Annotated in this window: 18 protein-coding genes and 2 tRNA genes; 12 read left to right on the top strand and 8 right to left on the bottom strand. The window is 64.0% G+C overall.

All coding sequences use genetic code 11. The features are described from left to right. Nucleotides 1-190: 190 nt before the first annotated feature. Both gltA and HA399_RS02530 read left to right on the top strand, forming a co-directional pair. Entirely contained in the window at nt 191-1477 is a 1287-nt protein-coding gene (gene gltA / locus HA399_RS02535) for a citrate synthase (protein WP_043333109.1), read from the top strand. Between the two features lie 254 nt (nt 1478-1731). After that, nucleotides 1732-2619: an NAD(P)-dependent oxidoreductase gene (locus tag HA399_RS02530; RefSeq protein WP_404325953.1), complete on the top strand. Its 888-nt coding sequence runs from the start codon at nt 1732-1734 to the stop codon at nt 2617-2619. Nucleotides 2620-3145: 526 nt separating this feature from the next. On the opposite strand, the gene HA399_RS02525 is transcribed toward HA399_RS02530, so the two are convergent. The 3 genes from HA399_RS02525 to gltX form a co-directional block, all read right to left on the bottom strand. Beyond that, nucleotides 3146-3221: transfer RNA gene (locus HA399_RS02525), tRNA-Glu, on the bottom strand. Between the two features lie 18 nt (nt 3222-3239). Continuing rightward, nucleotides 3240-3315: transfer RNA gene (locus HA399_RS02520), tRNA-Ala, on the bottom strand. A 215-nt stretch (nt 3316-3530) separates the two neighbouring features. Beyond that, complete coding sequence (gltX, locus tag HA399_RS02515) at nt 3531-5006, bottom strand: glutamate--tRNA ligase (RefSeq protein WP_043333111.1); 1476 nt, start codon at nt 5004-5006, stop codon at nt 3531-3533. Between the two features lie 257 nt (nt 5007-5263). On the opposite strand from gltX, the gene cydD reads away from it, so the two are divergent. The 3 genes from cydD to HA399_RS02500 are packed head-to-tail and all read left to right on the top strand — an operon-like array spanning nt 5264 to nt 9814. After that, a complete protein-coding gene (gene cydD / locus HA399_RS02510) occupies nt 5264-7102 on the top strand; it encodes a thiol reductant ABC exporter subunit CydD (protein WP_404325951.1) in 1839 nt (612 codons plus the stop codon). Continuing rightward, nucleotides 7099-8964 carry a thiol reductant ABC exporter subunit CydC gene (gene cydC / locus HA399_RS02505; RefSeq protein ID WP_404325949.1) on the top strand — a complete coding sequence of 622 codons (1866 nt, stop codon included), beginning with the start codon at nt 7099-7101 and terminating at the stop codon, nt 8962-8964. Before cydD ends, cydC begins: the two co-directional genes overlap by 4 nt. Nucleotides 8965-9001: 37 nt before the next feature. Next, nucleotides 9002-9814 carry an SDR family NAD(P)-dependent oxidoreductase gene (locus HA399_RS02500; protein WP_404325948.1) on the top strand — a complete coding sequence of 271 codons (813 nt, stop codon included), beginning with the start codon at nt 9002-9004 and terminating at the stop codon, nt 9812-9814. Nucleotides 9815-9834: 20 nt separating this feature from the next. Here HA399_RS02500 and HA399_RS02495 read toward each other — a convergent pair whose 3' ends face one another. From HA399_RS02495 to HA399_RS02485, 3 genes are all read right to left on the bottom strand, one after another. After that, nucleotides 9835-10734 carry a LysR family transcriptional regulator gene (locus HA399_RS02495; RefSeq protein WP_043333112.1) on the bottom strand — a complete coding sequence of 300 codons (900 nt, stop codon included), beginning with the start codon at nt 10732-10734 and terminating at the stop codon, nt 9835-9837. 441 nt (nt 10735-11175) lie between these two features. Beyond that, nucleotides 11176-12237, bottom strand: coding sequence for a magnesium/cobalt transporter CorA (gene corA, locus HA399_RS02490; protein ID WP_084589333.1), 1062 nt, complete (start codon nt 12235-12237; stop codon nt 11176-11178). Between the two features lie 964 nt (nt 12238-13201). Then, nucleotides 13202-13756, bottom strand: coding sequence for a carboxymuconolactone decarboxylase family protein (locus HA399_RS02485; protein ID WP_043333113.1), 555 nt, complete (start codon nt 13754-13756; stop codon nt 13202-13204). 297 nt (nt 13757-14053) lie between these two features. On the opposite strand from HA399_RS02485, the gene HA399_RS02480 reads away from it, so the two are divergent. The 3 genes from HA399_RS02480 (at nt 14054) to HA399_RS02470 (ending at nt 17682) form a co-directional block, all read left to right on the top strand. Continuing rightward, a complete protein-coding gene (locus HA399_RS02480) occupies nt 14054-14671 on the top strand; it encodes a TetR/AcrR family transcriptional regulator (protein ID WP_404325947.1) in 618 nt (205 codons plus the stop codon). A gap of 148 nt (nt 14672-14819) precedes the next feature. Beyond that, the gene (gene dusA, locus HA399_RS02475) at nt 14820-15827 is read left to right on the top strand and encodes a tRNA dihydrouridine(20/20a) synthase DusA (protein WP_052384479.1); all 1008 of its coding nucleotides are present in this window, start codon (nt 14820-14822) and stop codon (nt 15825-15827) included. Between the two features lie 457 nt (nt 15828-16284). Beyond that, a complete protein-coding gene (locus HA399_RS02470; protein ID WP_216060073.1) occupies nt 16285-17682 on the top strand; it encodes a peptide MFS transporter in 1398 nt (465 codons plus the stop codon). 128 nt (nt 17683-17810) lie between these two features. On the opposite strand, the gene HA399_RS02465 is transcribed toward HA399_RS02470, so the two are convergent. Further along, nucleotides 17811-18836: a succinylglutamate desuccinylase/aspartoacylase family protein gene (locus HA399_RS02465; protein WP_054555362.1), complete on the bottom strand. Its 1026-nt coding sequence runs from the start codon at nt 18834-18836 to the stop codon at nt 17811-17813. A 233-nt stretch (nt 18837-19069) separates the two neighbouring features. Here HA399_RS02465 and HA399_RS02460 point away from each other — a divergent pair, with 233 nt between their 5' ends. From HA399_RS02460 to HA399_RS02445, 4 genes are all read left to right on the top strand, one after another. Next, nucleotides 19070-19840, top strand: coding sequence for a sulfite exporter TauE/SafE family protein (locus HA399_RS02460; RefSeq protein ID WP_234368262.1), 771 nt, complete (start codon nt 19070-19072; stop codon nt 19838-19840). A gap of 115 nt (nt 19841-19955) precedes the next feature. Further along, entirely contained in the window at nt 19956-20297 is a 342-nt protein-coding gene (locus HA399_RS02455; RefSeq protein ID WP_404325946.1) for a DOPA 4,5-dioxygenase family protein, read from the top strand. A 114-nt stretch (nt 20298-20411) separates the two neighbouring features. Continuing rightward, complete coding sequence (locus HA399_RS02450) at nt 20412-20903, top strand: CreA family protein (protein WP_043333118.1); 492 nt, start codon at nt 20412-20414, stop codon at nt 20901-20903. Between the two features lie 191 nt (nt 20904-21094). Further along, nucleotides 21095-21586, top strand: a complete 492-nt coding sequence (locus HA399_RS02445; RefSeq protein ID WP_404325944.1) for a pyridoxamine 5'-phosphate oxidase family protein — start codon at nt 21095-21097, stop codon at nt 21584-21586. A 174-nt stretch (nt 21587-21760) separates the two neighbouring features. Here the strand turns inward: HA399_RS02445 and adhP are convergent, their stop codons facing one another. After that, nucleotides 21761-22789: an alcohol dehydrogenase AdhP gene (adhP, locus tag HA399_RS02440; RefSeq protein ID WP_172978611.1), complete on the bottom strand. Its 1029-nt coding sequence runs from the start codon at nt 22787-22789 to the stop codon at nt 21761-21763. Nucleotides 22790-23004 lie beyond the last annotated feature (215 nt).

The following is a 23004-nucleotide window of genomic DNA, read 5'->3' as shown; positions in this document are numbered from 1 at the left end:
GTGAACAGGACGCGACCTGACGCCACGGGATACGTAAACGTCGGGGAACTGACGCACAGCAGCATGGCGCGCGTCTCTACGCCGTGTGGCGAATTGACAATCTTTCGCGGGCTTCTATAGTGGGCGGGATTGATGCAAGCCCGGCATGGCAAGCAAGTCAAAGAGTTACGCGAATAATGAGGAGGTCGGCATGACTGACAAGAAAGCGACATTGACAGTAGACGGTATCGACAAGAGCATCGAGTTCCCGGTCTATTCCGGCACGCTCGGCCAGGACGTCATCGACGTTCGCGGCCTGACCGCCGAAGGCATGTTCACCTACGACCCGGGCTTCGTCTCCACTGCCGCCTGCGAATCATCCATCACCTTCATCGATGGCCAGAAAGGCGTGCTGCTGCATCGCGGCTACCCCATCGACCAGCTGGCCAAGAGCTCCAACTACATCGAGCTGTGCTACCTGCTGCTGTTCGGAGAGCTGCCGAGCGACGAGGAATACGACAAGTTCGCCCAGCTGATCAGCAACCACACCATGGTGCATGAGCAGATCGTCAACTTCTTCAAGGGCTTCCGTCGCGACGCCCACCCGATGGCGATCCTGTGCGGCGTGGTCGGTGGCCTGGCCGCCTTCTATCACGACAACCTGAACATCACCAACGAGAAGGAACGCTACGTCAGCGCCGTGCGCCTGATCGCCAAGATGCCGACCCTGGCGGCCATGTGCCACAAGTACAACATCGGTCAGCCGTTCATGTACCCGCGCAATGACCTCTCCTACGGCGAGAACTTCCTGTACATGATGTTCGGTAACCCGTGCGAGGAGTACAAGATCAACCCGGTGTTCGCCAAGGCGATGGACACCATCTTCATGCTGCACGCCGACCACGAGCAGAACGCCTCGACCTCTACCGTGCGTCTGGCCGGCTCCACCGGTGCCAACCCGTTCGCCTGCATCAGCGCCGGTATCGCGGCACTGTGGGGCCCGGCACACGGCGGCGCCAACGAAGCCGTGCTGGCCATGCTCGACGAGATCGGCGAAGAGTCCGAGGAGAACATCCAGCGCTTCATCGACAAGGCCAAGGACAAGGAAGACCCGTTCAAGCTGATGGGCTTCGGTCACCGCGTCTATCGCAACTTCGATCCGCGCGCCAAGGTCATGAAAGAGACCTGCGACGAAGTGCTGGAGCAGCTGGGCATGGCGGACGACCCGCAGCTCAAGATCGCCAAGCGTCTGGAACAGATCGCGCTGGAAGACGAGTACTTCATCGAGCGCAAGCTGTACCCGAATGTCGACTTCTATTCCGGCATCATCCTCAAGGCGATCGGCATCCCGACCAACATGTTCACGGTCATCTTCGCCATGTCGCGCACCATCGGCTGGATCTCCCACTGGAACGAGATGATCGCCGGCGGCCACCGTATCGGCCGTCCGCGTCAGCTCTACACCGGCCACCCGCAGCGCGACTATCCGGCCAAGTAACCCAGCACCAGGCAACATCGGGTCATTCGCCTGCAGGACAGACCGCCTCTTCGGAGGCGGTTTTTTTTGGCCTGTTGCCTCTCATGCGCGTAGCCCCTGCCTGACAGCAAGCCACAAAGCCGCCCCATCCCCGCCCCGGACGTGCTAGCGTGCTGATGTACCGGCCTCTTCACGTCCTGTGCGCGCCGGCACGCCATGCGCCCCATCGCGAGCGGCGCAGCCTCATTCCTGATTGATGGCAAGGAGCCCCCAGCATGTCAGACACACACACAACGCCACGTACCGCCGCCTTCATCGGACTCGGCGTCATGGGTTACCCCATGGCCGGCCATCTGAAACGCGCAGGCCTGGAGGTGCGGGTCTACAACCGCACACGTGCACGCGCCGAGCAGTGGAGCGAGGAGTACGGCGGCAGCCATCACGCCACCCCGCGAGAAGCCGCCGAAGGCGCCGATATCGTGCTGATGTGCGTGGGCAATGATGATGACGTGCGCAGCGTCACCTACGGCGACGACGGCGTGCTGGCCGGCATGGCGAGCGGCAGCCTGCTGGTGGACCACACCACCGCCAGTGCCGACCTGGCACGCGAGCTGGCCGCCGCCGCGGGCGAGGCCGACATCGGCTTCGTCGACGCACCGGTCTCCGGCGGCCAGCAAGGCGCCGTGAATGGCGTGCTGACCATCATGTGTGGCGGCAGCGAAGCGGATTACGCGCGTACCGAGCCGGTGCTGACGCACTACGGTCGCATGGTGAAGCGCATCGGCGAGACCGGTGCCGGCCAGACCACCAAGATGGTCAATCAGATCTGCATTGCCGGGCTGGTGCAGGCACTTTCCGAGGGCCTGCACTTCGCCGAGCAGGCGGGGCTGGATCGCGAGGCGGTGATCGAGGTGATCTCCAAGGGCGCCGCCGGCTCCTGGCAGATGGAAAATCGTCACGCCACCATGATCAAGGACGAGTACGATCACGGCTTTGCCGTCGACTGGATGCGCAAGGACCTCGACATCTGTCTGGCGGAAGCACGCCGCATCGATGCCAGCCTGCCGGTGACCGCGCTGGTCGATCAGTTCTATGCCGACGTGCAGGCCATGGGCGGCAATCGCTGGGACACCTCCTCGCTGCTCAAGCGCCTCTCCAGATGAAGCGGGTCTGAATACATGCGAGCTGAATCGCATCACACGGCCTCGCACTGAAAACGCCTCATTCCAACGCCATATGGACGCGGGAATGAGGCGTTTTTTCGTGCCGCAGCGCAACATCCCAGACAGCAGCGGCGCTCGGCAGGTTTTTCCACACTATCTGTGGATAACCTCGTTGATAACCCCTAGACAAGCGCGGCGAACCAGCATGACAGCGGGCTTACCAACAGATTGCACAAAATTTAACCAGCGCATAAACCATTGATATAAAAGAAATTTTTCGTAACACGACGTAAGCGCCAGCCGCAGGGGCCGCACTTTGGGAAGAGATGCAGGGGGAGATGTGACAGCGCGCGAACAGTGGACAAGACACGGGGTCTGTCAAGGGCGACTTGGGGATAACATGCTTTTCTGCCGACACACAGGCTGTGCATAAGCCAGAATCAGGGACAAAAAAAACACACCCCGCAAGGTGTGCTTTTTTGTTGATTTCACGAGACCTGAAAGGTGACTCGAGATGTCTGAAGAGTGGCGTCCCATAGGGGGTTCGAACCCCTGTTACCGCCGTGAAAGGGCGGTGTCCTGGACCACTAGACGAATGGGACGCAGTCGCTTGAGAAACTTGGTGGAGCCTAGCGGGATCGAACCGCTGACCTCAACACTGCCAGTGTTGCGCTCTCCCAGCTGAGCTAAGGCCCCGTCTCTCAAGAACGAGGCGTATCTTACTGATAACCCTCGGGGTCGTCAACTTCTTTTTCACACAATTCTCATCGTGCTGCTGATCACCACTGAAAGCGCTGTTCAGCGCCCTGCTGCAAGACATGGCCCCCATGACGACATACGTCACGGGGGCCATCATCTGCACATCGCAGACACCCTTGCAGGTGGCGATATTCTTGCAGGTCGCGATATTCTTACAGGTCGCGATATTCCTTCTCGAAGCGCTTGGCGGCCTTCTTGGAGACGCCGCCCAGCACGGCCACGGCGTGACGCAGACGCGCGCGCGTCATGTCGGAGCCCAGAATGACCATCGCGTCCATCACCGAGGTGGAGGTCGCCGAGCCGGTCACCGCCACGAACACCGGTGCCAGGAAGTCCTTCATCTTGAGCCCGAAGTGCTCGGAGAGCAGCTTCACTTCCGCCAGCAGATGCTCCTTGTCCCAGCGGCTCACGGCTTCAAGCTTCCAGGTCAGGAACTGCATCTGACGCACCAGGTCTTCGCCTTCCAGCTTCGCCTTGGCGAAGTCGTCCGGCGTGATGGCCGGCAGACCGGAGAAGAAGTGGCCGGCCAGCGGAATCGCCTCGGACAGCGTCTCGATGCGCGGCTTCACTTCCGGCAGGATCTGCTTGACGTAGGACTCGTTGAAGGCCCACTGACGCAGCTCGCTCAGCAGCTCGTCCTCGGACAGATCGCGGATGTAGAGACCGTTCAGCCAGCTGAGCTTTTCGACATCGAATACCGGGCCACCCAGCGAGACACGCTGGATATCGAAGTGCTCCTGCATCTCGCTCAGGGTGAACTTCTCGCGCTCGTCCGGCATGGACCAGCCGAGACGACCGAGATAGTTGATCACCGCCGCCGGCAGGTAACCCATGCGACGGTAGTAGAGGATCGACGTCGGGTTCTTGCGCTTGGACAGCTTGGTCTTGTCCGGGTTGCGCAGCAGCGGCATGTGGCACAGTTCCGGCATCTGCCAGCCGAAGTATTCATACAGCAGCTGATGCTTGGGCGCCGAGTTGATCCACTCCTCGCCACGCAGCACGTGGGTGATCTCCATCAGGTGATCATCCACCACGTTGGCCAGGTGGTAGGTCGGCATGCCGTCGGACTTGAGCAGGATCTGCGCATCGACCTGGGCCCACTCGACCTCGATCTCGCCGCGCAGCATGTCCTTGACCACACAGGTACCACTTTCCGGCACGTTCATGCGGATGACGAAGGGCGCGCCCGCCGCTTCACGACGTGCCACTTCCTCTGCCGGCAGCGCGAGATCGGACGGCTTGAGCGCCATGTGCAGACCTTCGGCCTTGCGCGACTCGCGCAGCTCGTCCAGCTCTTCACTGGTGCGATAGCACTTGAAGGCATGGCCGGCATCGATCAGCTGCTGGCAGTGCCTGGCGTAGATGTCGCCACGCTCACTCTGACGGTACGGGCCATGCGGACCGCCGACATCCGGGCCTTCGGCCCATTCGATGCCCAGCCAGCGCAGCGAGTCGAGGATCATCTGCTCGGATTCGCCGGTGGAACGCGTCTGATCGGTATCCTCGATACGCAGAATGAACTCGCCACCGTGCTGACGAGCGAAGCACTGGTTGAACAGGGCGATGTAGGCGGTGCCGACGTGGGGATCACCAGTCGGCGACGGTGCGATGCGCGTACGAACGGTCATGTGGAGTCCAGTAGTTCGAGAAGAGAGGGCAACAAGCGTCTCGGCAATGACTGACTGCCGGGGCGTGAAATCACGCTGCTGTCTCAGCAGCAAGTGCTGGGGCATATTATACGCATGGTGAAGATGTGCGACAGTGCGTCGCCGTGTACCAACGCTCTCTCGGCGGTAAGCTTGCGCCAGATGCGTCATTCTCTGCCTTGAGACGTGACGCCAGCGCCTCCCTGCAACTATCTCTGCCACCACCGGCAGGAGCATGAATGCCCCGAACTGCCGCTGCACCCGATGTTTCACCCTCCCCCACCGATGCCACTGCATCGGCAGAATTCGTGCCACGCCGCTGGCTGGAGACACTGGCACGTGCCGGTGGCCGCTGGCCCCAGCTCGCCATCCTGTGCGCCCTGCTCTCGACGCTGGTGCTGCTCGCCCAGGCCTGGGCCATCGCCCGTCTGGCCCAGGGCGTGGCGATCGACCGCGAAGGCCTGGCGACACTGTGGCCGGCCATCGCGGTGCTCGCCGCCAGTCTCTCGCTGCGCGGCGCGCTCACAGGCCTGCGTGGCTATGCCGGCACCCGCGCCAGTCAACAGATCCGCCGTCGCCTGCGCGAGCGCCTGCTGCAGCGCTTCGCCGAACTCGGCCCGCTGTGGGTGCGTCGCCAGCATCGTGCCAGTCTCGCCAACCGCGTCTGGGACCAGGTCGAGTCACTGCACGGCTACTACGCCGACTTCCGCCCCCAGACACGCCTCGCGGGGCTGATTCCGCTGATGCTGCTGTGCGTGGTGTTTCCGCTCAACTGGGCGGCCGGCCTGATTCTGGCCACCACCGCACCGCTGGTGCCGATCTTCATGATTCTGGTCGGCATCGCGGCGCGCAAGCGCTCGCAGGAGCAGTTCCGGGAGATGGACCGCATGGGCCGCCACTTCATGGACCTGCTCACCGGCCTCAAGACCCTGAAGCTGTTCGGCAGCGCCAGACGCGGCCCCCAGGTCGAGGCGGTCAGCCATGCCTTTCGCAAGCGCACCATGCGCGTGTTGCGTCTGGCCTTCCTGTCCTCCACGGTGCTGGAATTCTTCACCGCGGTGTCCATCGCGCTGCTGGCGGTCTACCTCGGCTTCCATTTCCTCGGCCATCTGCAATTCGGCACCTGGGGCGACTCACCGCTGACCCTGCAGACCGCACTCTTCATTCTGGTGCTGGCGCCCGAGTTCTATCAGCCGCTGCGCGAGCTGGGCGTGCACTATCACGCCAAGGCCGAGGCCGAGGCTGCCGCCAGTGACCTCGCCCCCATCGTCGGCAGTGCCCCCTTCACGCAAGAGGCCGAGGCTGGCGCACAGGCGCACAATGCCATCAGCGACCTGCCCGCGGCGCGCCCTCAGACCCGCAAGTTGCACTCGCTGATGCTGGAAGAGGTCTGTGTGCGCTACCCCGGTCATTGGAGCGGCCAGACCAGCACGCTGACTCCGCCGGCACTCGGCCCGCTGACCCTGCGGATCACCCAGGGCGAACGTGTCGCGCTGACCGGCGCCTCCGGCTCCGGCAAGTCGACGCTGCTCAATCTGCTGCTCGGCTTCGTCGAGGCCAGCGACGGCCTGCTGTATCTCAACGGCCATCCGCTGAGCCACGGCCTGCCGCCGGGCATGGCGACCTGGGTCGGTCAGGAGACGGTGGTCCTGTCCGGCACGCTGGCCGATAACCTGCGTCTGGCCAGCCCTCAGGCCAGCGACGCACAGCTCGAAGCGGCGCTGGGCAATGCCGACCTGCTTGACTGGTACCAGCACCTGCCGCGTGGGCTCGAGACGCGCCTTGGCGAGGGCGGTCAGGCGCTGTCCGGCGGCCAGGCACGCCGCCTGTCACTGGCCCGCGCCTTTTTGCATGACGCGCCGCTGGTGCTGCTGGATGAACCCACCGCCAGCCTGGACGCCGATAGCGAAGCGCGCGTGATCGCCGCGCTCAAGCGTCTCGGCGAGGGCCGCACCCTGCTGCTGCTGACCCACCGACCCGAGCTGCTGACGCTGTGCCAGCGCCTGATTCACCTGGACGATGGCCAGCTGGTGCAGGACCGCCCGCTCCCCCACCGGACGCCGCGAGGTGACGCATGAGCCGCGCCATCCGCAAGCCCGCGCCTGACACGCCCGCAGCTGTCACGGCCAGCGAGCCAGCACTGGCCGAGCCGCACGCCGAACAGCGCCCACGTCTGCGCGAGTTGACGCCCTATCTGGCCCTGATGCGCGAGCATCGCGGCTGGCTGGGCATCGGTGCACTGCTGGCGCTGATCACCCTGCTGGCCGCCACCGGCCTGCTGGCGCTGTCGGGCTGGTTCCTCTCCGCGACTGCCGTGGCCGGCTTGAGCGTCGCCGCCACCCAGGCCTTCAACTTCTTCACGCCGGCGGCAGGCGTGCGCGGGCTGGCGCTGGCACGCACCGCCGGACGCTATGGCGAGCGCGTCACCACCCACGAAGGCACGCTGCGTCTGCTGGCGAGCCTGCGCCGTCGCCTGTTCGAGGCCATCGAGCCGCTCTCCCCCGCTGCCCTGCAGCATGCCGGCCAGGGAGAGTTGATGACCCGCCTGGGCGCGGATGTCGACGCCCTCGACAGCCTCTACGTGCGCGTATTGATTCCCTCGCTGGTGGCGGTCTGCGCCATCCTCGCCGCCGGCACGCTGATCGGCATCTTCGCGCCGACACTGGCGCTGGTCGCAGTGATCGGACTGGTGCTGACCGGCGGACTGGTGCCGTGGCTGGCGTGGTGGCGTGGCAGCCGTGACGCCATGCGGCATCAGTCCTCGGCGAGCCGCCTGCGCGCGCGCCTGCTGGAGCGCCTGCAGGGACTGGGCGAGCTGGTGATCTATGGTCGCTGGAATGAGGAGCTTGAACGCCTCGCCGATCAACAGGCCGAGCGGGATAGCATCGAGCGCGCCCAGGCACGCCGTCAGGCACTGGCCAGCTGGCTGAGCCACAGTCTGCTGGGGCTGACGCTGGCCGGGGTCGCCCTGCTCGGTGTCATGCAGATGGCGCCTCAGACGGCTGCCGGTGAGGTGAGCACCCATGTCGGTGAGCTGTTCGATGGTCGCCTGCTGGCACTGTTCCTGCTGGCGGTGCTCGGCGCCTTCGAGGCACTGGCGCCACTGCCGCTGGCCTGGCAGGGGCTCGGCCGCTGCCTGGCGGCGGCCGCGCGTCTCAACAGCGTGCAGGCCAATACGCCGGCGGCCCAGTTCCCCAGTGACTCCGAGGCTGCCACGCCGGTGGGTCACGCCTTGGAGATCGAGCAGCTGAGCGTCACCCACGGCGACACGCCGGTGCTTGAAGAGCTGTCCCTGACACTGGCTGCCGGCGAGCATCTGGCACTGCTCGGCCCGTCCGGCAGCGGCAAGAGCACCCTGCTGGACGTGCTCAGTCGCTTCCATATTCCCAGCGCCGGACGCATCACGCTGGGCGGCGTGGCGCTGGACGCGCTCGACGAGGCCACGCTGCGCGCAAGCTTCGCGGTCTGCCCGCAGGACACGCATCTGTTCTGTGCCAGCTACGCCGACAACCTGCGCCTGGCCGCTCCCGAGGCCAGCGATGAGGCACTGACCCGCATGCTGGAAAGCCTTGGCCTCGGCGACTGGCTGACCCGCCAGCCACAGGGACTGGCCGGCTTCCCGGATGAAGGGGGACGTTCATTGTCCGGTGGCCAGCTGCGCCGTTTCGGTGTGGCACGTGCGCTGCTGTCACCGGCGCCGATCGTGCTGCTCGATGAGCCCTGCGAAGGGCTGGACCGCACCAGCGCCGAGCAGGTGATGAGCGCGATTCTCGCCGCCTGCGAGGGCCGCAGCCTGATCATGATCACCCACCAGCCGCTGGGGCTGGAGCGCTTTGCGCGCCTGGCGCTGCTGGAAGCGGGCCGCCTGCAGGAAGACGCCACCCCGACCACGCTGAGCCGCGATTCCCGTCTCGCCAGGCTGATGGAGCGCACTGCCTGACGACAGTCACATTCGGCCACTACAGAGGGAGACATGCATGGCAGATAGCACACTGGAAGATCAGCCATTGGCGGCGGACACCTTCGCGCGCCTGCCACAGGGCTTCTGCGCACTGGTCACCGGTGCCAGCGGCGGGATCGGGCGGGCGCTGATCGCTGAGCTACTCGCCCATCCCCACTGTGGAAAAGTGCTGGCGGTGAGTCGCGATGTCTCATGCCTGGCGGCACATCCCGAGCTCGAGACGCTGGAAGCCGACCTGACCACCGAGCAAGGCACCGCGCGCCTCGAGGAGTGGCTGGCACAGCAACTGGATGGGGGGAGCGAGACGGGGCAGCCACCGGCGCTGATACTCAATGCGCTGGGCATGTTGCATGACGAGCGCGAGCAGCTATGGCCGGAGAAGCGCCTGGAGGATTTGAGTCTGGCGGCCCTGACGCGCCTGCATCAGGTCAACGCCTTCGCCCCGGCCCTGCTGCTGGCAATGCTGGCGCCACGCCTGCGCCGACGCACGCCGGTGATCTTCGCCTCGCTGTCGGCGCGGGTCGGCTCGATCTCCGACAACCGCAGCGGCGGCTGGTATGCCTATCGCGCCAGCAAGGCCAGCCATAACATGCTGCTCAAGACCGCCGCCATCGAGATCGCGCGGCGCAACCCCGAGGCGCTGCTGGTCGCGTTGCATCCCGGCACCACCGACACCGGCCTGTCGACGCCCTTCCAGGCCCGCGTGCCCGAGGGCAAACTGTTCACGACGGGCTTCGTGGCGCGCCGCCTGCTGCGCGTCGCCTGCGAACTCCCGCCCACCGCCAGCGGCGGCTTCTACGACTGGGCCGGCCAGGCCATCGAGTGGTAACCCTCTCGGTAGAGGCGACCTCAGAGCTGCAGATGCTCCTGGAACCACTCGGTGATGAAATCGAGGTAGGCGCGGGTCTTGTCGGGCAGGTACTTGCGTGAACGGAACAGCACCACCATCGAGCCATGCTCGTTCCAGTAGGGCTGCAGCAGCGGCACCAGCTCACCACTTTCCACTGCCGCGCGGGCCGAGAAGGTCGGCAGATAGGCGAGACCGAAGCCGGCCTTGGCCGCCTCCACCACTCCGAGCAGATTGTTGATCACCAACCGCGACTCCGGCTCCACATCGAAGGGCTGGCCATTGAGCGTGAAGCGCCAATGGGCCCCCAGGTCGTAATTGCCGTAGAAGATGGTATCGAAGGCGCGGATGTCCTGGGGCTGCACCGGCGGCGCATTGACGCGCGCCAGATAGTCCGGCGCCGCATACAGGCCATAGACCACCTTGCACAGCGGGCGCGAGACCATCGAGGAATCCGGCAGCGGCCCCATGCGAATCGCCAGATCCACCGATTCATCGATGGGCTCGAAGCGCTGATCCTCGAGCAGAATCTCGACGCTGACATCCGGGTAGCGACGCATGAAGGCGGTAGTCGGCGCGGCCAGATACATGAAGCCGAACGACACCTGCGCCGACACCTTGAGCTGGCCCATCGGCTGCGAGGTGACGGACTGCACGCGGGCCTCGGCGGACTCCAGCTCCTCGCGGATGCGCAGGCCGTGCTCGTAGTAGATGCGCCCCGCCTCGGTGAGATGCAGCTTGCGGGTCGAGCGATTGATCAGGCTGACGCCCAGCTGCTCTTCCAGTGCCGCCACCCGCTTGGACGCCAGCGACTTGGAAATTCCCAGTCGCCGTGCCGCCGCCGTGAAACTGGCCGCGCGCACGACCTCGACGAATACGCGCAATGCATCAAGTGTCGCCATGTGTCTCCCTCACCCTCGCTGTGCAACCACCATGGCCCTCTGAACACGGCCAGACATCCCATCAATCTTCCAGGTTTCCATATTGGAAACCCTAGTTTTCGATTGTACGCGCTTATTCTCCAAAGCGCGGCACCCTATACTGTGCGCCACGAACATGCGGGAGCAGGCGCGCCGCGGCATCGGCCGCCTGCTTCCGGACTAGACCGACGACGGCCGGGCCTGCGTGGCGCAGCCCGACCGTCCAGGTTCGCGCTCAGGTAGTTGCACTGCTCATCCCACCGATTCCCGGTGACTGGTCTGCATGGCGACGCCCCCACGCGCGGTTTCGCTGTCGGCCCATCCCGGGCCTCGGTGGCGATCTTCAGTGTTGTAATGCAAGTTTCTTGTGCGCCTGGCCGTCTCACGACGCCAGGCGCTTTTTTTATGCCTGTCTTCAGCGACTTACAGCCACTTCTTCCACTTGAAGAACAGATAGGTCGAGAGCGCCGATACCCCCATCAGGCACAGCGCGAAGGGATAGCCCCAGTCCTCGTCCAGCTCCGGCATCCAGTGGAAGTTCATGCCGTAGATGCTGGCGATCAATGTCGGCGGCATGAAGACTACCGCCGCCACCGAGAAGATCTTGATGATGCGGCTCTGATCGAGGTTGGTGAAACCGATCGAGGCATCGAGCAGGAAGTTGACCTTGTCGAAGATGAAGGTGGTGTGCGGATTGAGCGAGTCGATGTCGCGCAGCATGTCGCGAATCTCCTGGCGTCGCGACTTCTGGCGTGGCGCCGAAGGCAGGTGGCGCGTCAGCTGACGCAGCAGGCGCTGACTGTCCAGCAGCGACTGGCGCACCTTGTCGTTGTAGCGCTCCTGCAACAGGATGCCGTGCAGGGTGTCTTCCAGCGCCTCGGGGTGCACCGCCTGCTTGCCCAGCGCCTCCAGCGCCCGGTAGATATCCTCGATCTCATCGGCCAGGTAATCGACCTTCATCGCCAGCAGCGCCAGCAGCACCTCCCAGCCATCCTCCGGACTCAGTCGCTGACGACGCAGGTGATTGCGGAACAGCCTCAGCAGGCCGATATCCTCGTGGCGCATGCTGATCAGCTGGCGCCCATGCAGATGGAAGGCAACGTTGGCCGTCTGTGGCTCGCGCCCCTTGCGATGCGGAAACAGCGAGACGACGTGGATGCCATCGCCTTCCAGGTAGAAGCGCGACGACGACTCGATTTCTTCCAGCTCCTCGACATCAGGCAGCTCCACCGTGAACTGTTCGCTCACCCAGCGTTTTTCCTGCTCATCCGGCTCACAGAGATCGATCCACAGCACATCGCTACGCACCAGAATCGGCGGCGCCAGCTCGTCATCGGCCAGCAACCCGGCATGCAGGGCAGCCGCTTCTTCAGCGCTGTCCGCCAGGCGCGGCGGCGCATCGGGCTGGCCGGGCTGCGGGTCGGGCAACACGATATGTTCGCCGCGCAGGCGGCCATCATCGTGCAGTCGATAGAGTGTGATCATGATGACTTCCTCGAAAAGCCCCGCGGGTCGCGCCTGTGCACTGACTGATGACAGTGTCTGGCCGCAATGGCCAACCGGCTGAAAAGGCAGCGAAACCCGGGCGCCTTGGCGGCGTGCGAATAGGATGTCGTCATTCTAAACGAGATGGCGCGCCAGCGGAGGCCGAGCGATGGGGTGGATCAGGCGTGAGCACGAGGCCGTGAGCGAGAGATCGCCCGCAGGAGTGATTGAGCGAGTGATCGTGCGAGAGAGCGAGCGAGTGAGGGAGATAGCGCGTAAGAGCAGCGCCTGACGGCCAGACACGAAAAAAAGGCGACCCGTGAGAGTCGCCCTAAGACCGTGACTAGCTTGATGAGGAGAAACCCGAACAGGGGCCTGACTCCGCTGTTCTGGCTACCGCATTCCATGGCGGGAAGCGATGAATCCAGATTATGCTCTCCGGCAGACGCCGTCAATACTAATGAGAAATATTTTCATTAACATTGAGTCAGCGTTTATCTCACGCGCCGCTGGCCTCCCCTCACCGGCTGACGTATCATGGCGCCAGAATATCAAGGTCGTGACTGGCCTGATGAGACGCTTGCCAGGGACCTGACATCCAAATCTGGTGAGCACGAAGCACCGCTCGGCTCACAAGCCTTCCTCCCTGTCATTGGCAGACGGAAAGCGAGTGAATCGAGAAGCGCTTCCGGACGCCTCCCTCGTGCAAGCGAAGGAGGCGTCTTTTTTTGCGCATAAAAAAGCGGCCCACCCCGTAGGATGAGCCGCTGGCAAGGACCGTAAAACTGTCTGATGAGAAGCCTCCCGGACAGGGGCCTGACTCCGCTGGCCGGGACACCGCTACCCATGGCGGGGAAGCGATGACCCCAGAATATGACCCGCGGGCTCAGACGTCAACACTAATGAGAAATATTTTCATTAGCATTGGAGAGTCAGGCACTTGCCGTGCCCTCTCGCCTCAGTTTCAGCCCTGCTTGTGCCACTCGAACTTCTTGAACGGCTCGTCGATCGGCGTCTCGGCCAGGTGATTGGTGTAGTTGCTCATCACCTTCTGGGACAGGCCCAGAATCACTTCCAGCACATTGCGCTTGGTGTAACCGGCATCGAGGAAGGTCTGCACGGTGGCGTCATCGACGAAGCCACGCTCACGCACCACGGCCAGCGTGAAGGTGCGCAGGGCTTCCAAGCGCTCGGTCGGCAGCGGCGTCTCGTTGCGCAGCGCCTCGATGATGGCGTCATCCACCTTCATCGACTTGGCGATACCAGTATGCGCCGGCACACAGTAGTGGCAGTTGTGCTCGACGTTGATGGTCTGCCAGACGACGGTGGTCTCTTCATCATCGAAGCTGCTGTCGAGGAACAGCTGGTGCAGCACCTGGTAGCCTTCCAGCAGGCCCGGGGCTTCGGCCATCACGGCGTGCAGGCCCGGCACCATGCCGAAGGCTTCGACGGACTTGCCGAGCAGCGGCTTGCTGTCCTGCGGGGCATTGTCGGCGGTGTACAGCGTGAAATCTGTCATGAGGACTCCTTCGGAATGATGAGCGAGATGCGCGGAGCCTCAGGGGCGGGCTGCCAGTCAGTGGCATGAAGCCTTGAGCAGCGCCCCTGGGGATGCAGGGCAAGACATGAGCAAACGCTCAAAATAACGCCTGACCATCCGCTGCACTGCGTTGTCGGGGAACACACTAGCTGGATTTGAGCGATCATTCAAGTTAAACTTGAGTACTCACTCAATACCTTGCTCCTTGCAGACCGCCCGCTTCGCCATACTGCGTGAAGACAGGCGTCACTCGCGAGCCCCATCGTCAGGACAGCCATGCCACGCGCGACCTTGCACAACCGCCAGGATTCCCTCGAACGGGCGCTCAATCTCTTCTGGCAGAAGGGCTTTCATGCCACTTCGCTGAAGGATATCGAGCACGCGCTCGACATGCGTCCCGGCAGCATCTACGCCACCTTCGGCAGCAAGGATGGCCTCTTCCAGGAAGCGCTGGACTGCTACTCCGCGCGCAGCCTGCGCGAGATGGAAAGCCTGATGACCAGCCACGACTCGCCATTGACCGCCCTCGCCACCTATATCCGCAAGCTCGGCGGACTGCGCGACTGCGAGGTGCCGTCCCGCGCCTGCATGCTGGCCAAGAGCCTGCTGGAACTCGGCGAGCGTGAACAGGCCGCCCGCGACAAGGTCGAGATGCTGCTCGCCAACATGGAAGCCCGCTTCCGCCAGGCCTTCGCAGACGCCCGCGACGCCGGTGAACTCATCGACCCCGAGCGCCCCGCGCACCAGCCGGAACGCCTCGGCCGCCGCCTGCAAGCCGAAGTCATGGGCCTGCGCGCCTATGCCCAGCGTGAAGGCGAAAGCGAAGCCGTCCGCCAGCTCGCCGAAGACATCGCCCAGGACATCGAAGCGCTGAAGGTCAACAACACGCATTGAGCCATGAGCGGCACATTGGCTCGCGGCTCTCTCTGACTCGGCGCTTCGCCTCACGAGCTGCTAGAATCACCGCCCGCTTGTCTCGACAGCGCCTGCACCTGATGCTCCGATCCCTGCTCCCACACCAGCCGATATGACTGCCATGCCGATGACACCGATTGACCGCACCTTTTCCGTTGCGCCGATGATGGAATGGACGACCCGTGACTACCGCGCCTTCGCGCGCGTGTTGAGCCGTCGTACGCTGCTGTACACGGAGATGGTGACCACCGGGGCATTGCTGTTCAATCCGGACCGCGAGCGCTTCCTCGGTCACGACGAAACGGAGCATCCGCTGGCGTTGCAGCTGGGTGGCAGTGATCCGCAGGCGCTGGCTGAGTGTGCGGCGATCGCCGAGAGCTGGGGCTATGACGAGGTGAACCTGAATGTCGGCTGCCCGAGTGACCGTGTGCAGAACAACATGATCGGTGCCTGTCTGATGGGCCATCCGGAGCTGGTGGCCAAGTGCGTGGCGGCGATGCAGGCGCAGGTGAAGATTCCGGTGACGGTGAAGTGCCGCATCGGGATCGATGATCAGGATGAGGACGCCGATCTCGAGCGCTTCATCACCACCGTGGCCGATGCCGGCTGCGACACCTTCAGCGTGCATGCGCGCAAGGCGTGGCTGCAGGGCCTGTCGCCGAAGGAGAACCGCGATGTGCCGCCGCTGAACTACGGCCGCGTGCACCGCCTCAAGCAGGCGCACCCGTCATTGCATATCGGCATCAACGGCGGCCTGAAGCTGATGGACGAGCTGCACGAGCAGCTGGAGCACGTCGACAGCGTGATGGTCGGCCGTGAGGCGTACCACAACCCCTGGTTGCTGGCGACGGTGGACAGCGAGCTGTACGGCGAGGCCGAGAATCCGCACACCAGCCGCCACGATGCGCTGCGTGCCTTCCGCCCCTACATCGAGAAGCGTCTCGCCGAGGGCGTGCGCCTCAACCACATCAGCCGCCATCTGCTGGGGCTGTTCCAGGGTCAGCCGGGCGGTCGCCAGTTCCGCCGTCATGTCTCCGAGAACGCCCACAAGCCGGGTGCGGGCATCGAGGTCATCGATGACGCCATGGCGCGCGTGCCGGAGCACCGGCCCGAAGCACAGGTCGAACAGGCCTGATCGAGCTGGCCTGTTCGCGCCGCTTCTGCTGCCTCTTCTTCCCTCTCTCTTATGCCCTCTCTTTTGAGAGCAGCGCTTTCAAGAGACAGTCCCCCGACACCCGGCCCTCGCGCCGGGTGTCGTCGTCTCGGCAGTCAGCAAAGTGACGACACTGCACTGGCAGGCGTGACATCTGACGCAACCCTGCGTCACCATCTAAGCTAATAACCCCTTAAATACCAACAACATGCATGACTTTCGTTTGATTGTCTGACAAAGATATCTCACGCAAAATGGCTGACCATACGGACAACAACAGGTCTCGACATCGTCACGCCATGCTCGCGTGATGTCAGCCACACAACTGCTCCGTCATCGGCGATTCCTCCACAGTCCTCTTCTGCAGACCTGTGGGCCGGTCCATGCAGTCCCGTCATCCGGGCTGCGCTGCTTCTGCTGACACTTCCTTCGAGGTTCCATGTCCACACACTCCCCTACCGGAGCCAACAGCCGTGAGCTGTTCGGGCATCCGGCCGGACTCTATCTGCTGTTCTCCACGGAACTGTGGGAACGCTTCTCCTACTACGCCATGCGTGCCCTGCTGGTGCTCTATCTCACCGATGCCGTCACCAGTGGCGGCCTGGGCTGGAATCAGGGCGACGCCCTGCAGCTGTACGGCATCTTCACGGGCCTGGTGTACATCACGCCGATGTTCGGCGGAGCGCTGGCCGACAACTGGCTAGGTGCCCGCCGTGCGATCCTGATCGGGGGCCTGATCATGGCGGCCGGGCAATTCGTGCTCGCCGTGCCGCCGGCCATGAGCGGCCTCGACCCCGAGATGCTGCTGTATGTCGGTCTCGGCCTGCTGATCGTCGGCAACGGCCTGTTCAAGCCCAACATCTCCACGATGGTCGGCGACCTCTATCAACAGGGCGATCACCGCCGTGATGGTGCCTTCACCATCTTCTACATGGGCATCAACATCGGTGCGCTGCTGTCGGGGATCGTCGCGGGCTCCATGGCCGAAGGCTATGGCTGGAACGCCGGCTTCCTGGTGGCTGGTATCGGCATGCTGCTGGCGGTCGCCATCCAGCTCATCTTCGCGCCGCGCCATCTGGGTGACCTGGGGGTCGAACCCAGCGCCCGCCGTGAGGCACGCCTGAGCAAGAGCAGCAACCGCAAGACACCGCTGAGCCGCGAAGAGCGTGACCGCATCAAGGTCATCATGGTGCTGGGCCTGTTCACCATCCTGTTCTGGGCCGGTTTCGAGCAGGGCGGCGGCCTGATGGCGCTGTATGCGCAGGACTACACCGACCGCATGTTGATGGGCTTTGAAGTGCCGGCGGCCTGGTTCCAGTCGCTCAATCCGCTGTTCATCATCCTGCTCTCGCCGCTGCTGGCGGGTCTGTGGACGCGCATGGACAACCGCGAGCCCAGCTCGCCGGTCAAGTTCGCCTTCGGCCTGATCGCCCTCGGCATCGGCTTCGTGTGCATGATCGGCGCGGTGCTGGAGCAGAAAGCGGCGGGCAGCGCCTCGATGATCTGGCTGGTCGGCGCCTTCTTCTTCCACACTCTCGGCGAGCTGTGCCTGTCGCCGGTGGGGCTGTCGATGGTCACCAAGCTGTCACCGGTGCGCATGGGCGCGCTGATGATGGGTGCCTGGTTCGCCTTCGTGGCGCTGGCCAACTATCTGGCCGGCATGATCGGCTCGCTGGTCGGCGAAGCCGGTGCCATGAGCGTGTTCGGTGGCATCGCCATCACCGGCGTGCTCGGCGGCCTGCTGCTGCTGGTGTTCGCCGGCAAGCTGGTGGACTGGATGCACGGCGCGGAAGCGCGTCATGACGGCCCGCTCGAGACCCAGACCAGCCACGGCTGAGTGCTCTGTATCTGTGACTATCGCTTTCGACCAGACGACAGACTGCTGCAACGCAAACGCCCCGCTCATTGAGCGGGGCGTTTGCGTTATCACTGCCAGCAACAGGGCCGTAAAGGGGCGTGAAGCGCCTAGATGGAGTCCGGCACGAACAGCTGCTGGAAGTTGTCGACGGCGCTCTCGGCATCGTCGATCGCATGGAAGCGCGCCACGTGATAGAGCGCCTCGCCCTCGTTGGCCAGCGGCAGGTTGGCCATGCCGATGATGATGCCATCCGCGGGTGACAGCACCTCGCTTTCGCTGTTGCCGAAGGGGTCGGCGACGATGCCCAGCACCTGATGCTTCTCGACGCGGTCCCCCAGGCCCACGCGGCTCTGGACGATGCCATCGATGGAGGCCCGCGCCCAGCTGGAGCCGTTGGACATCTCCACCGCACGCGAGCTGGGCTTGCGGTCGCGGTCCTTGGCCAGCATGCCGATGGAGCGCATCACGCGCTTCACGCCGCTGACCCCCGGGCGAATCGCCCACTCATCGAAGCGCAGCGCCTCGCCGGCCTCATAGGTGATGACCGGTACGCCGCGCTCGCTGGCATAGGCGCGCAGACTGCCCTCGCGCAGCTCGGCATTCAGCAGCACCGGCGCGCCGAAGGCATCCGCCATCTGACGCGTGGCATCACTGCCCGTCATGGTGGCGCGGATCTGCGGCAGGTTGGTGCGATGAATCGCGCCGGTGTGCAGGTCGATGATGTGGGTGGCCTGATCGGCGATCTGCTCACGGAACAGCGCCGCCACCCGCGAGCCCAGCGAGCCGCTCTCGCTGCCCGGGAAGCAGCGGTTGAGGTCACGGCGGTCCGGCAGGTAGCGCGTGTGCTGCACGAAACCGAACACGTTGACGATGGGCACCGCGATCAGGGTGCCGCGCAGCCGCGAAAGGCTGGAACTCTTGAGCAGCCGCCGCACGATCTCGACGCCGTTGATCTCGTCACCGTGGATGGCACCGCACACCAGCAGCACCGGGCCGGGCTGACGGCCATGCACCACCTCGACGGGGATGTGCAGCGGCGCATGGGTGTAGAGCTTGGCGACAGGCACATCGACCTGGGCCCGCGTTCCCGGCGCGATGCGGGTACCGCTTATTTCAAATGGAGCGCGTGACATCGCCACCTCAGAGATTGTTCGACCAACGAGCGGCAGGCACTGCGACATGCCCGCCAGATCAGGCTACTCGCCCAGTGTCTCGAAAGAAAACACTGTGCGACATGCGCCTTTTAGCGCATTGGTGCGCCAAGGGAAAGACTTCATTGCAGCGTGTCGGGATGAAGCGCGGGCAGAATTGTTCAACAATGGGCCTTCACGACTCACCTTGCCCGCCCTCTCGACATGAGATGCCCGTGACCGATTCTCTCGATGCCCTGCTGACACTGCCCGATTACTCTGCGCTGGCCTGGAGCGCGATCATCTTCTCGACCTACCTGACCGGCATCTCCAAGGGCGGCTTCGCCGGTGGCTTCGGCTCGCTCTCGGTGCCGCTGATGGCGCTGGCCATCGGGCCGCTGGAAGCCGCCGGTATCCTGCTGCCGCTGTTGCTGGTGATGGACTTCCTGAGCTCCCGCGCCTGGTGGGGCAAGCAGCTGTGGTCGGAGGTGCGCATCATCCTGCCCAGCGCCGCCATCGGCATCGCGGTGGGCGTGGTGCTGTTCGATGAGCTGGACGAGAACATGATTCGCGGCCTGCTGGGCGTCATCTCGCTGCTGTTCGCCGCCTATATGCTGTTCAAACCGACAGCCAGGAAACCGCTGCCCCGCTGGCTGGCCATTCCTGCCGGGGCCACCGCCGGCTTCACCAGCTTCTTCGCCCACGCCGGCGCCCCGCCCTACAACCTGTACATGATTCCGCGCCAGCACCCCAAGGAGACCTTCATCGCCACCACGGTGATCATCTTCGCTGGCATGAACCTGATGAAACTGGGCCCCTATGTGGCGCTGGGTGAGATCAACCTCACCAGCCTCTCCACCTCGCTGCTGCTGGTGCCGGTGGCCTGGGCGGGGGTCAGAAGCGGCCTGTGGCTGCAATCCCGCGTCAACGAGAAGCTGTTCTTCCGCCTGATCATCATCGCGATGGCGCTGGTGGGTGTGCAGTTGATCTACAAGGCCTGGGGCTGAGGGCCACAAGGCCCATCACGCCCTGACGGCCACTGCCGCCAGCCATTGAAAACTCCCGCCACGGCCCTTGGGGCCGAGCGCCGGAAGACCCATTGAGAACGATCGAGACAACGCCATGACACACCACATCAGCTACTACCACGTCCATCTCTACTACACCGATGAGCAGAGCCTGGCCGCCGCTCGCGAACTGGCGGCTCAGGCCGAGCAACGCTTCACGCTGCGCGTCGGCCGCTTCCACCAGCAGCCGGTCGGCCCGCACCCGCTGTGGAGCTGTCAGCTGTCCTTCCTGCCTGAGGAATTCGGGCGCATCATCCCGTGGCTGGCACTCAACCGCGGCTCGCTGGACATCTTCGTGCACGCCGGCACCGGCGATGACCTCTTCGATCACACCCAGGGCGTGATGTGGCTGGGCAACTCGCATAGGCTGAATCTCGCTGCCTTCGCCAGCGAGTGAGGCCGCGGCAAGCATTGAGGCCGCAGCAAGCATTGATGCCAGGGCGATGGTTGACGCCCACCGCGGGTCTGACACGCTATCATCGCCTGACACCACTGACTCAAGGATGCCCCCATGACGCGACTGCGCCGCCTTTCCCCTCGTGCTGCCCTGCTGGGTGTGATCGCCTCAGGCCTGCTGCTGGCCGGCTGTGATGACAATGAGGTCGGGGATGTCTCACTGGGCCTGTTCACCACCAAGGACATCAAGATCGAGAGCCTGATCGACCCCAAGGTGCCGGGCGTGACCTGCCATCTGAGCAACATCGAGGCGGACCTCGACTTCTCCGATCCCTCCGACATGAGCATCGCCTGCCGCCAGACCGGTCCGATCACGGCGGAGATGATCGCCGACATCGACACCTCCAAGAGTGGCGAGGAGGTCTATCGCAAGTCCAAGAGCGTGCTGCTCAAGAGCCTCAAGATTCGTCGCATTCTGGATCGCGACTCCCAGAGCCTGCTCTATATCGCCTACAGCACCAAGGAAACCAGCGGCAGCTTCAAGCATGCACTGAGCAGCGTGCCGCTGTGGGGCAGCGACGCCTGGCAGGCACCGGCAGCGCAGTGAGTCGCCTCGGCGCCTGAATCAAGCACTGATACATCAAGTTCTTACTCATCAAACCCAGGTTTATCAAGGAATGGCTCATCAAGCGAAAGCTTCACCATCATCCCTTGAAGTTGTGGGCTGTCGCTCCAAGGTCTTGTGCAACGGCTAGCCAGCCGGATTTTCATTCGCATGACGCAAAGGAGTGACACACGATGTCGAGCCCGGAGCACAAGCAGAAGATCTGGAAGCTGATCAAGGATGTGAAGGTCGGCATGTTGGTGACGCAAGGCGACAGCATGCCCCACGCCCGCCCGATGCATCTGGTGCAGGATGACTACGACGGCACCCTGTGGTTCTTCACCCGCGCCAGCGCCGAGAAGGTGTTTGAGGCCAAGAAGGACAGCGAGGTCTGCCTGAGCTTTTCCGATCAGGATGATGGCGTCTACGTGTCGCTGAGCGGTCATGCCAATCTGCACCGTGATCAGGGCCTGATCGACAAGTTCTGGAACCCGTTCGTGGCCGCCTGGTTCCCGGAAGGCAAGGATGACCCCGACGTCACCCTGCTGGAGATCTCGGTGCAATCCGGCGAGCACTGGAAGGCCAAGGAGAGCAAGGCCTATCAGCTCTACGAGGTGGCGCGCGCCAACCTCGACAAGGACCACACCCCGGACATGGGCGAGAACGAGAAATTCGGCACGGTGTAAGCTAAAGCCCGAGCTCGTCATGGAGAGCTCTTTGCAGTGCCCGCGTGAGAGTCAACGCGCACGACCATGCCAGACACGACAACGCCAGCCCTCGGGCTGGCGTTGTCGTGTCTGGCAGCCTGCCGTTTCCAGCAGGCCTGTCATCGGTGGTGAGGATTCAGGTCAGCGAACACCTCAGGCCTTCATGTCGAGCACGATGCGCCCTTCGATCTTGCCGTCGATCATGCGTCCGAAGATGTCGTTGATGTCCTCGAGCTTGCCGGTCTGCACGGTGGCGGCGACCTTGCCTTCCGCGGCGAAGTCCAGCGCCTCCTGCAAGTCCTGGCGCGTGCCGACGATGGAGCCACGCACCGTGATGCCATTGAGCACGGTGGAGAAGATCGGCAGCGGGAAATCGCCCGGCGGCAGGCCGTTGAGCACCAGGGTGCCGCCACGGCGCAGCATGTTCTGGGCCTGATCGAAGGCCTTGGGCGACACCGCCGTCACCAGCGCGCCATGCGCGCCACCGATCTCGCGCTTGATGACGCTCGCCGGGTCTTCCTTCATGGCATTGACGGTTACGGTCGCGCCCAGACGACGGGCCAGTTCCAGCTTGGCATCATCCACATCCACCGCCGCCACGTTCAGGCCCATGGCGCGTGCATACTGCACCGCCATGTGTCCCAGCCCACCGATGCCCGAGATCACCACCCACTGGCCGGGGCGGGTGTCGGTCATCTTGAGTCCCTTGTAGACCGTGACCCCGGCGCACAGCACCGGCGCGATCTCCACGAAGCCCACGCTGTCCGGCAGGCGCCCGACGTAGCCGGCGTCCGCCAGCGTGAACTGGGCAAAGCCGCCATTCACCGAGTAGCCGGTATTCTGCTGGCTCTCGCACAGCGTCTCCCAACCACCCAGACAATGCTCGCAGTGGCCGCAGGCCGAGTAGAGCCAGGGCACCCCGACACGATCGCCTTCCTTGACGTGGGTGACGCCCTCGCCCACCGCGGCGATGGTGCCGACGCCTTCATGGCCGGGAATGAACGGCGGATTGGGTTTCACCGGCCAGTCGCCATGCGCGGCGTGCAGGTCGGTATGACAGACCCCGGAGGCGGCGACCTCGACCAGAATCTCGCCACGCCCCGGACGCGGCACCGCTACCTCCTCGATCACCAGCGGTGCACCAAATTCACGTACCACGGCGGCTTTCATGCTGTTATCCATGACGTACTCCTCATCCATTGAAGACTGACGAACATTCAAGAAAGACGAACCAGCAGAGTTGCGGCGGAGCGTTGCGCTGGAGAGTGTGGGCTTGCGCCTGCATGCGCCAGCGCCCATGCCTGCGTTTTTTCCAGCACCCAGGCCTGCGTTTCTCCAGCACCCAGGCCTGCGTTTCTCCAGCGCCCGAGCCTGCGCCCGAGCCAGTGCAAAGCTTG

The organism is Cobetia sp. UIB-001, assembly GCF_044789135.1.
Taxonomy (GTDB): Bacteria; Pseudomonadota; Gammaproteobacteria; order Pseudomonadales; family Halomonadaceae; genus Cobetia; species Cobetia amphilecti.
The sequence above is the reverse complement of the archived record's forward strand: the minus strand, read 5'-3'. Positions and strand labels throughout refer to the sequence as shown.

Excerpts from the sequence above, each read along its gene's own strand:
- gltX (WP_043333111.1), bottom strand. The coding sequence starts at position 5,006 with ATGACCGTTCGTACGCGCATCGCACCGTCGCCGACTGGTGATCCCCAC.
- gltA (WP_043333109.1), top strand. The coding sequence starts at position 191 with ATGACTGACAAGAAAGCGACATTGACAGTAGACGGTATCGACAAGAGC.
- HA399_RS02445 (WP_404325944.1), top strand. The coding sequence starts at position 21,095 with ATGTCGAGCCCGGAGCACAAGCAGAAGATCTGGAAGCTGATCAAGGAT.
- HA399_RS02480 (WP_404325947.1), top strand. The coding sequence starts at position 14,054 with ATGCCACGCGCGACCTTGCACAACCGCCAGGATTCCCTCGAACGGGCG.
- HA399_RS02470 (WP_216060073.1), top strand. The coding sequence starts at position 16,285 with ATGTCCACACACTCCCCTACCGGAGCCAACAGCCGTGAGCTGTTCGGG.
- HA399_RS02485 (WP_043333113.1), bottom strand. The coding sequence starts at position 13,756 with ATGACAGATTTCACGCTGTACACCGCCGACAATGCCCCGCAGGACAGC.
- HA399_RS02450 (WP_043333118.1), top strand. The coding sequence starts at position 20,412 with ATGACGCGACTGCGCCGCCTTTCCCCTCGTGCTGCCCTGCTGGGTGTG.
- corA (WP_084589333.1), bottom strand. The coding sequence starts at position 12,237 with ATGATCACACTCTATCGACTGCACGATGATGGCCGCCTGCGCGGCGAA.
- HA399_RS02455 (WP_404325946.1), top strand. The coding sequence starts at position 19,956 with ATGACACACCACATCAGCTACTACCACGTCCATCTCTACTACACCGAT.
- dusA (WP_052384479.1), top strand. The coding sequence starts at position 14,820 with ATGACACCGATTGACCGCACCTTTTCCGTTGCGCCGATGATGGAATGG.
- HA399_RS02465 (WP_054555362.1), bottom strand. The coding sequence starts at position 18,836 with ATGTCACGCGCTCCATTTGAAATAAGCGGTACCCGCATCGCGCCGGGA.
- HA399_RS02500 (WP_404325948.1), top strand. The coding sequence starts at position 9,002 with ATGGCAGATAGCACACTGGAAGATCAGCCATTGGCGGCGGACACCTTC.
- cydC (WP_404325949.1), top strand. The coding sequence starts at position 7,099 with ATGAGCCGCGCCATCCGCAAGCCCGCGCCTGACACGCCCGCAGCTGTC.
- adhP (WP_172978611.1), bottom strand. The coding sequence starts at position 22,789 with ATGGATAACAGCATGAAAGCCGCCGTGGTACGTGAATTTGGTGCACCG.
- HA399_RS02530 (WP_404325953.1), top strand. The coding sequence starts at position 1,732 with ATGTCAGACACACACACAACGCCACGTACCGCCGCCTTCATCGGACTC.
- HA399_RS02495 (WP_043333112.1), bottom strand. The coding sequence starts at position 10,734 with ATGGCGACACTTGATGCATTGCGCGTATTCGTCGAGGTCGTGCGCGCG.
- cydD (WP_404325951.1), top strand. The coding sequence starts at position 5,264 with ATGCCCCGAACTGCCGCTGCACCCGATGTTTCACCCTCCCCCACCGAT.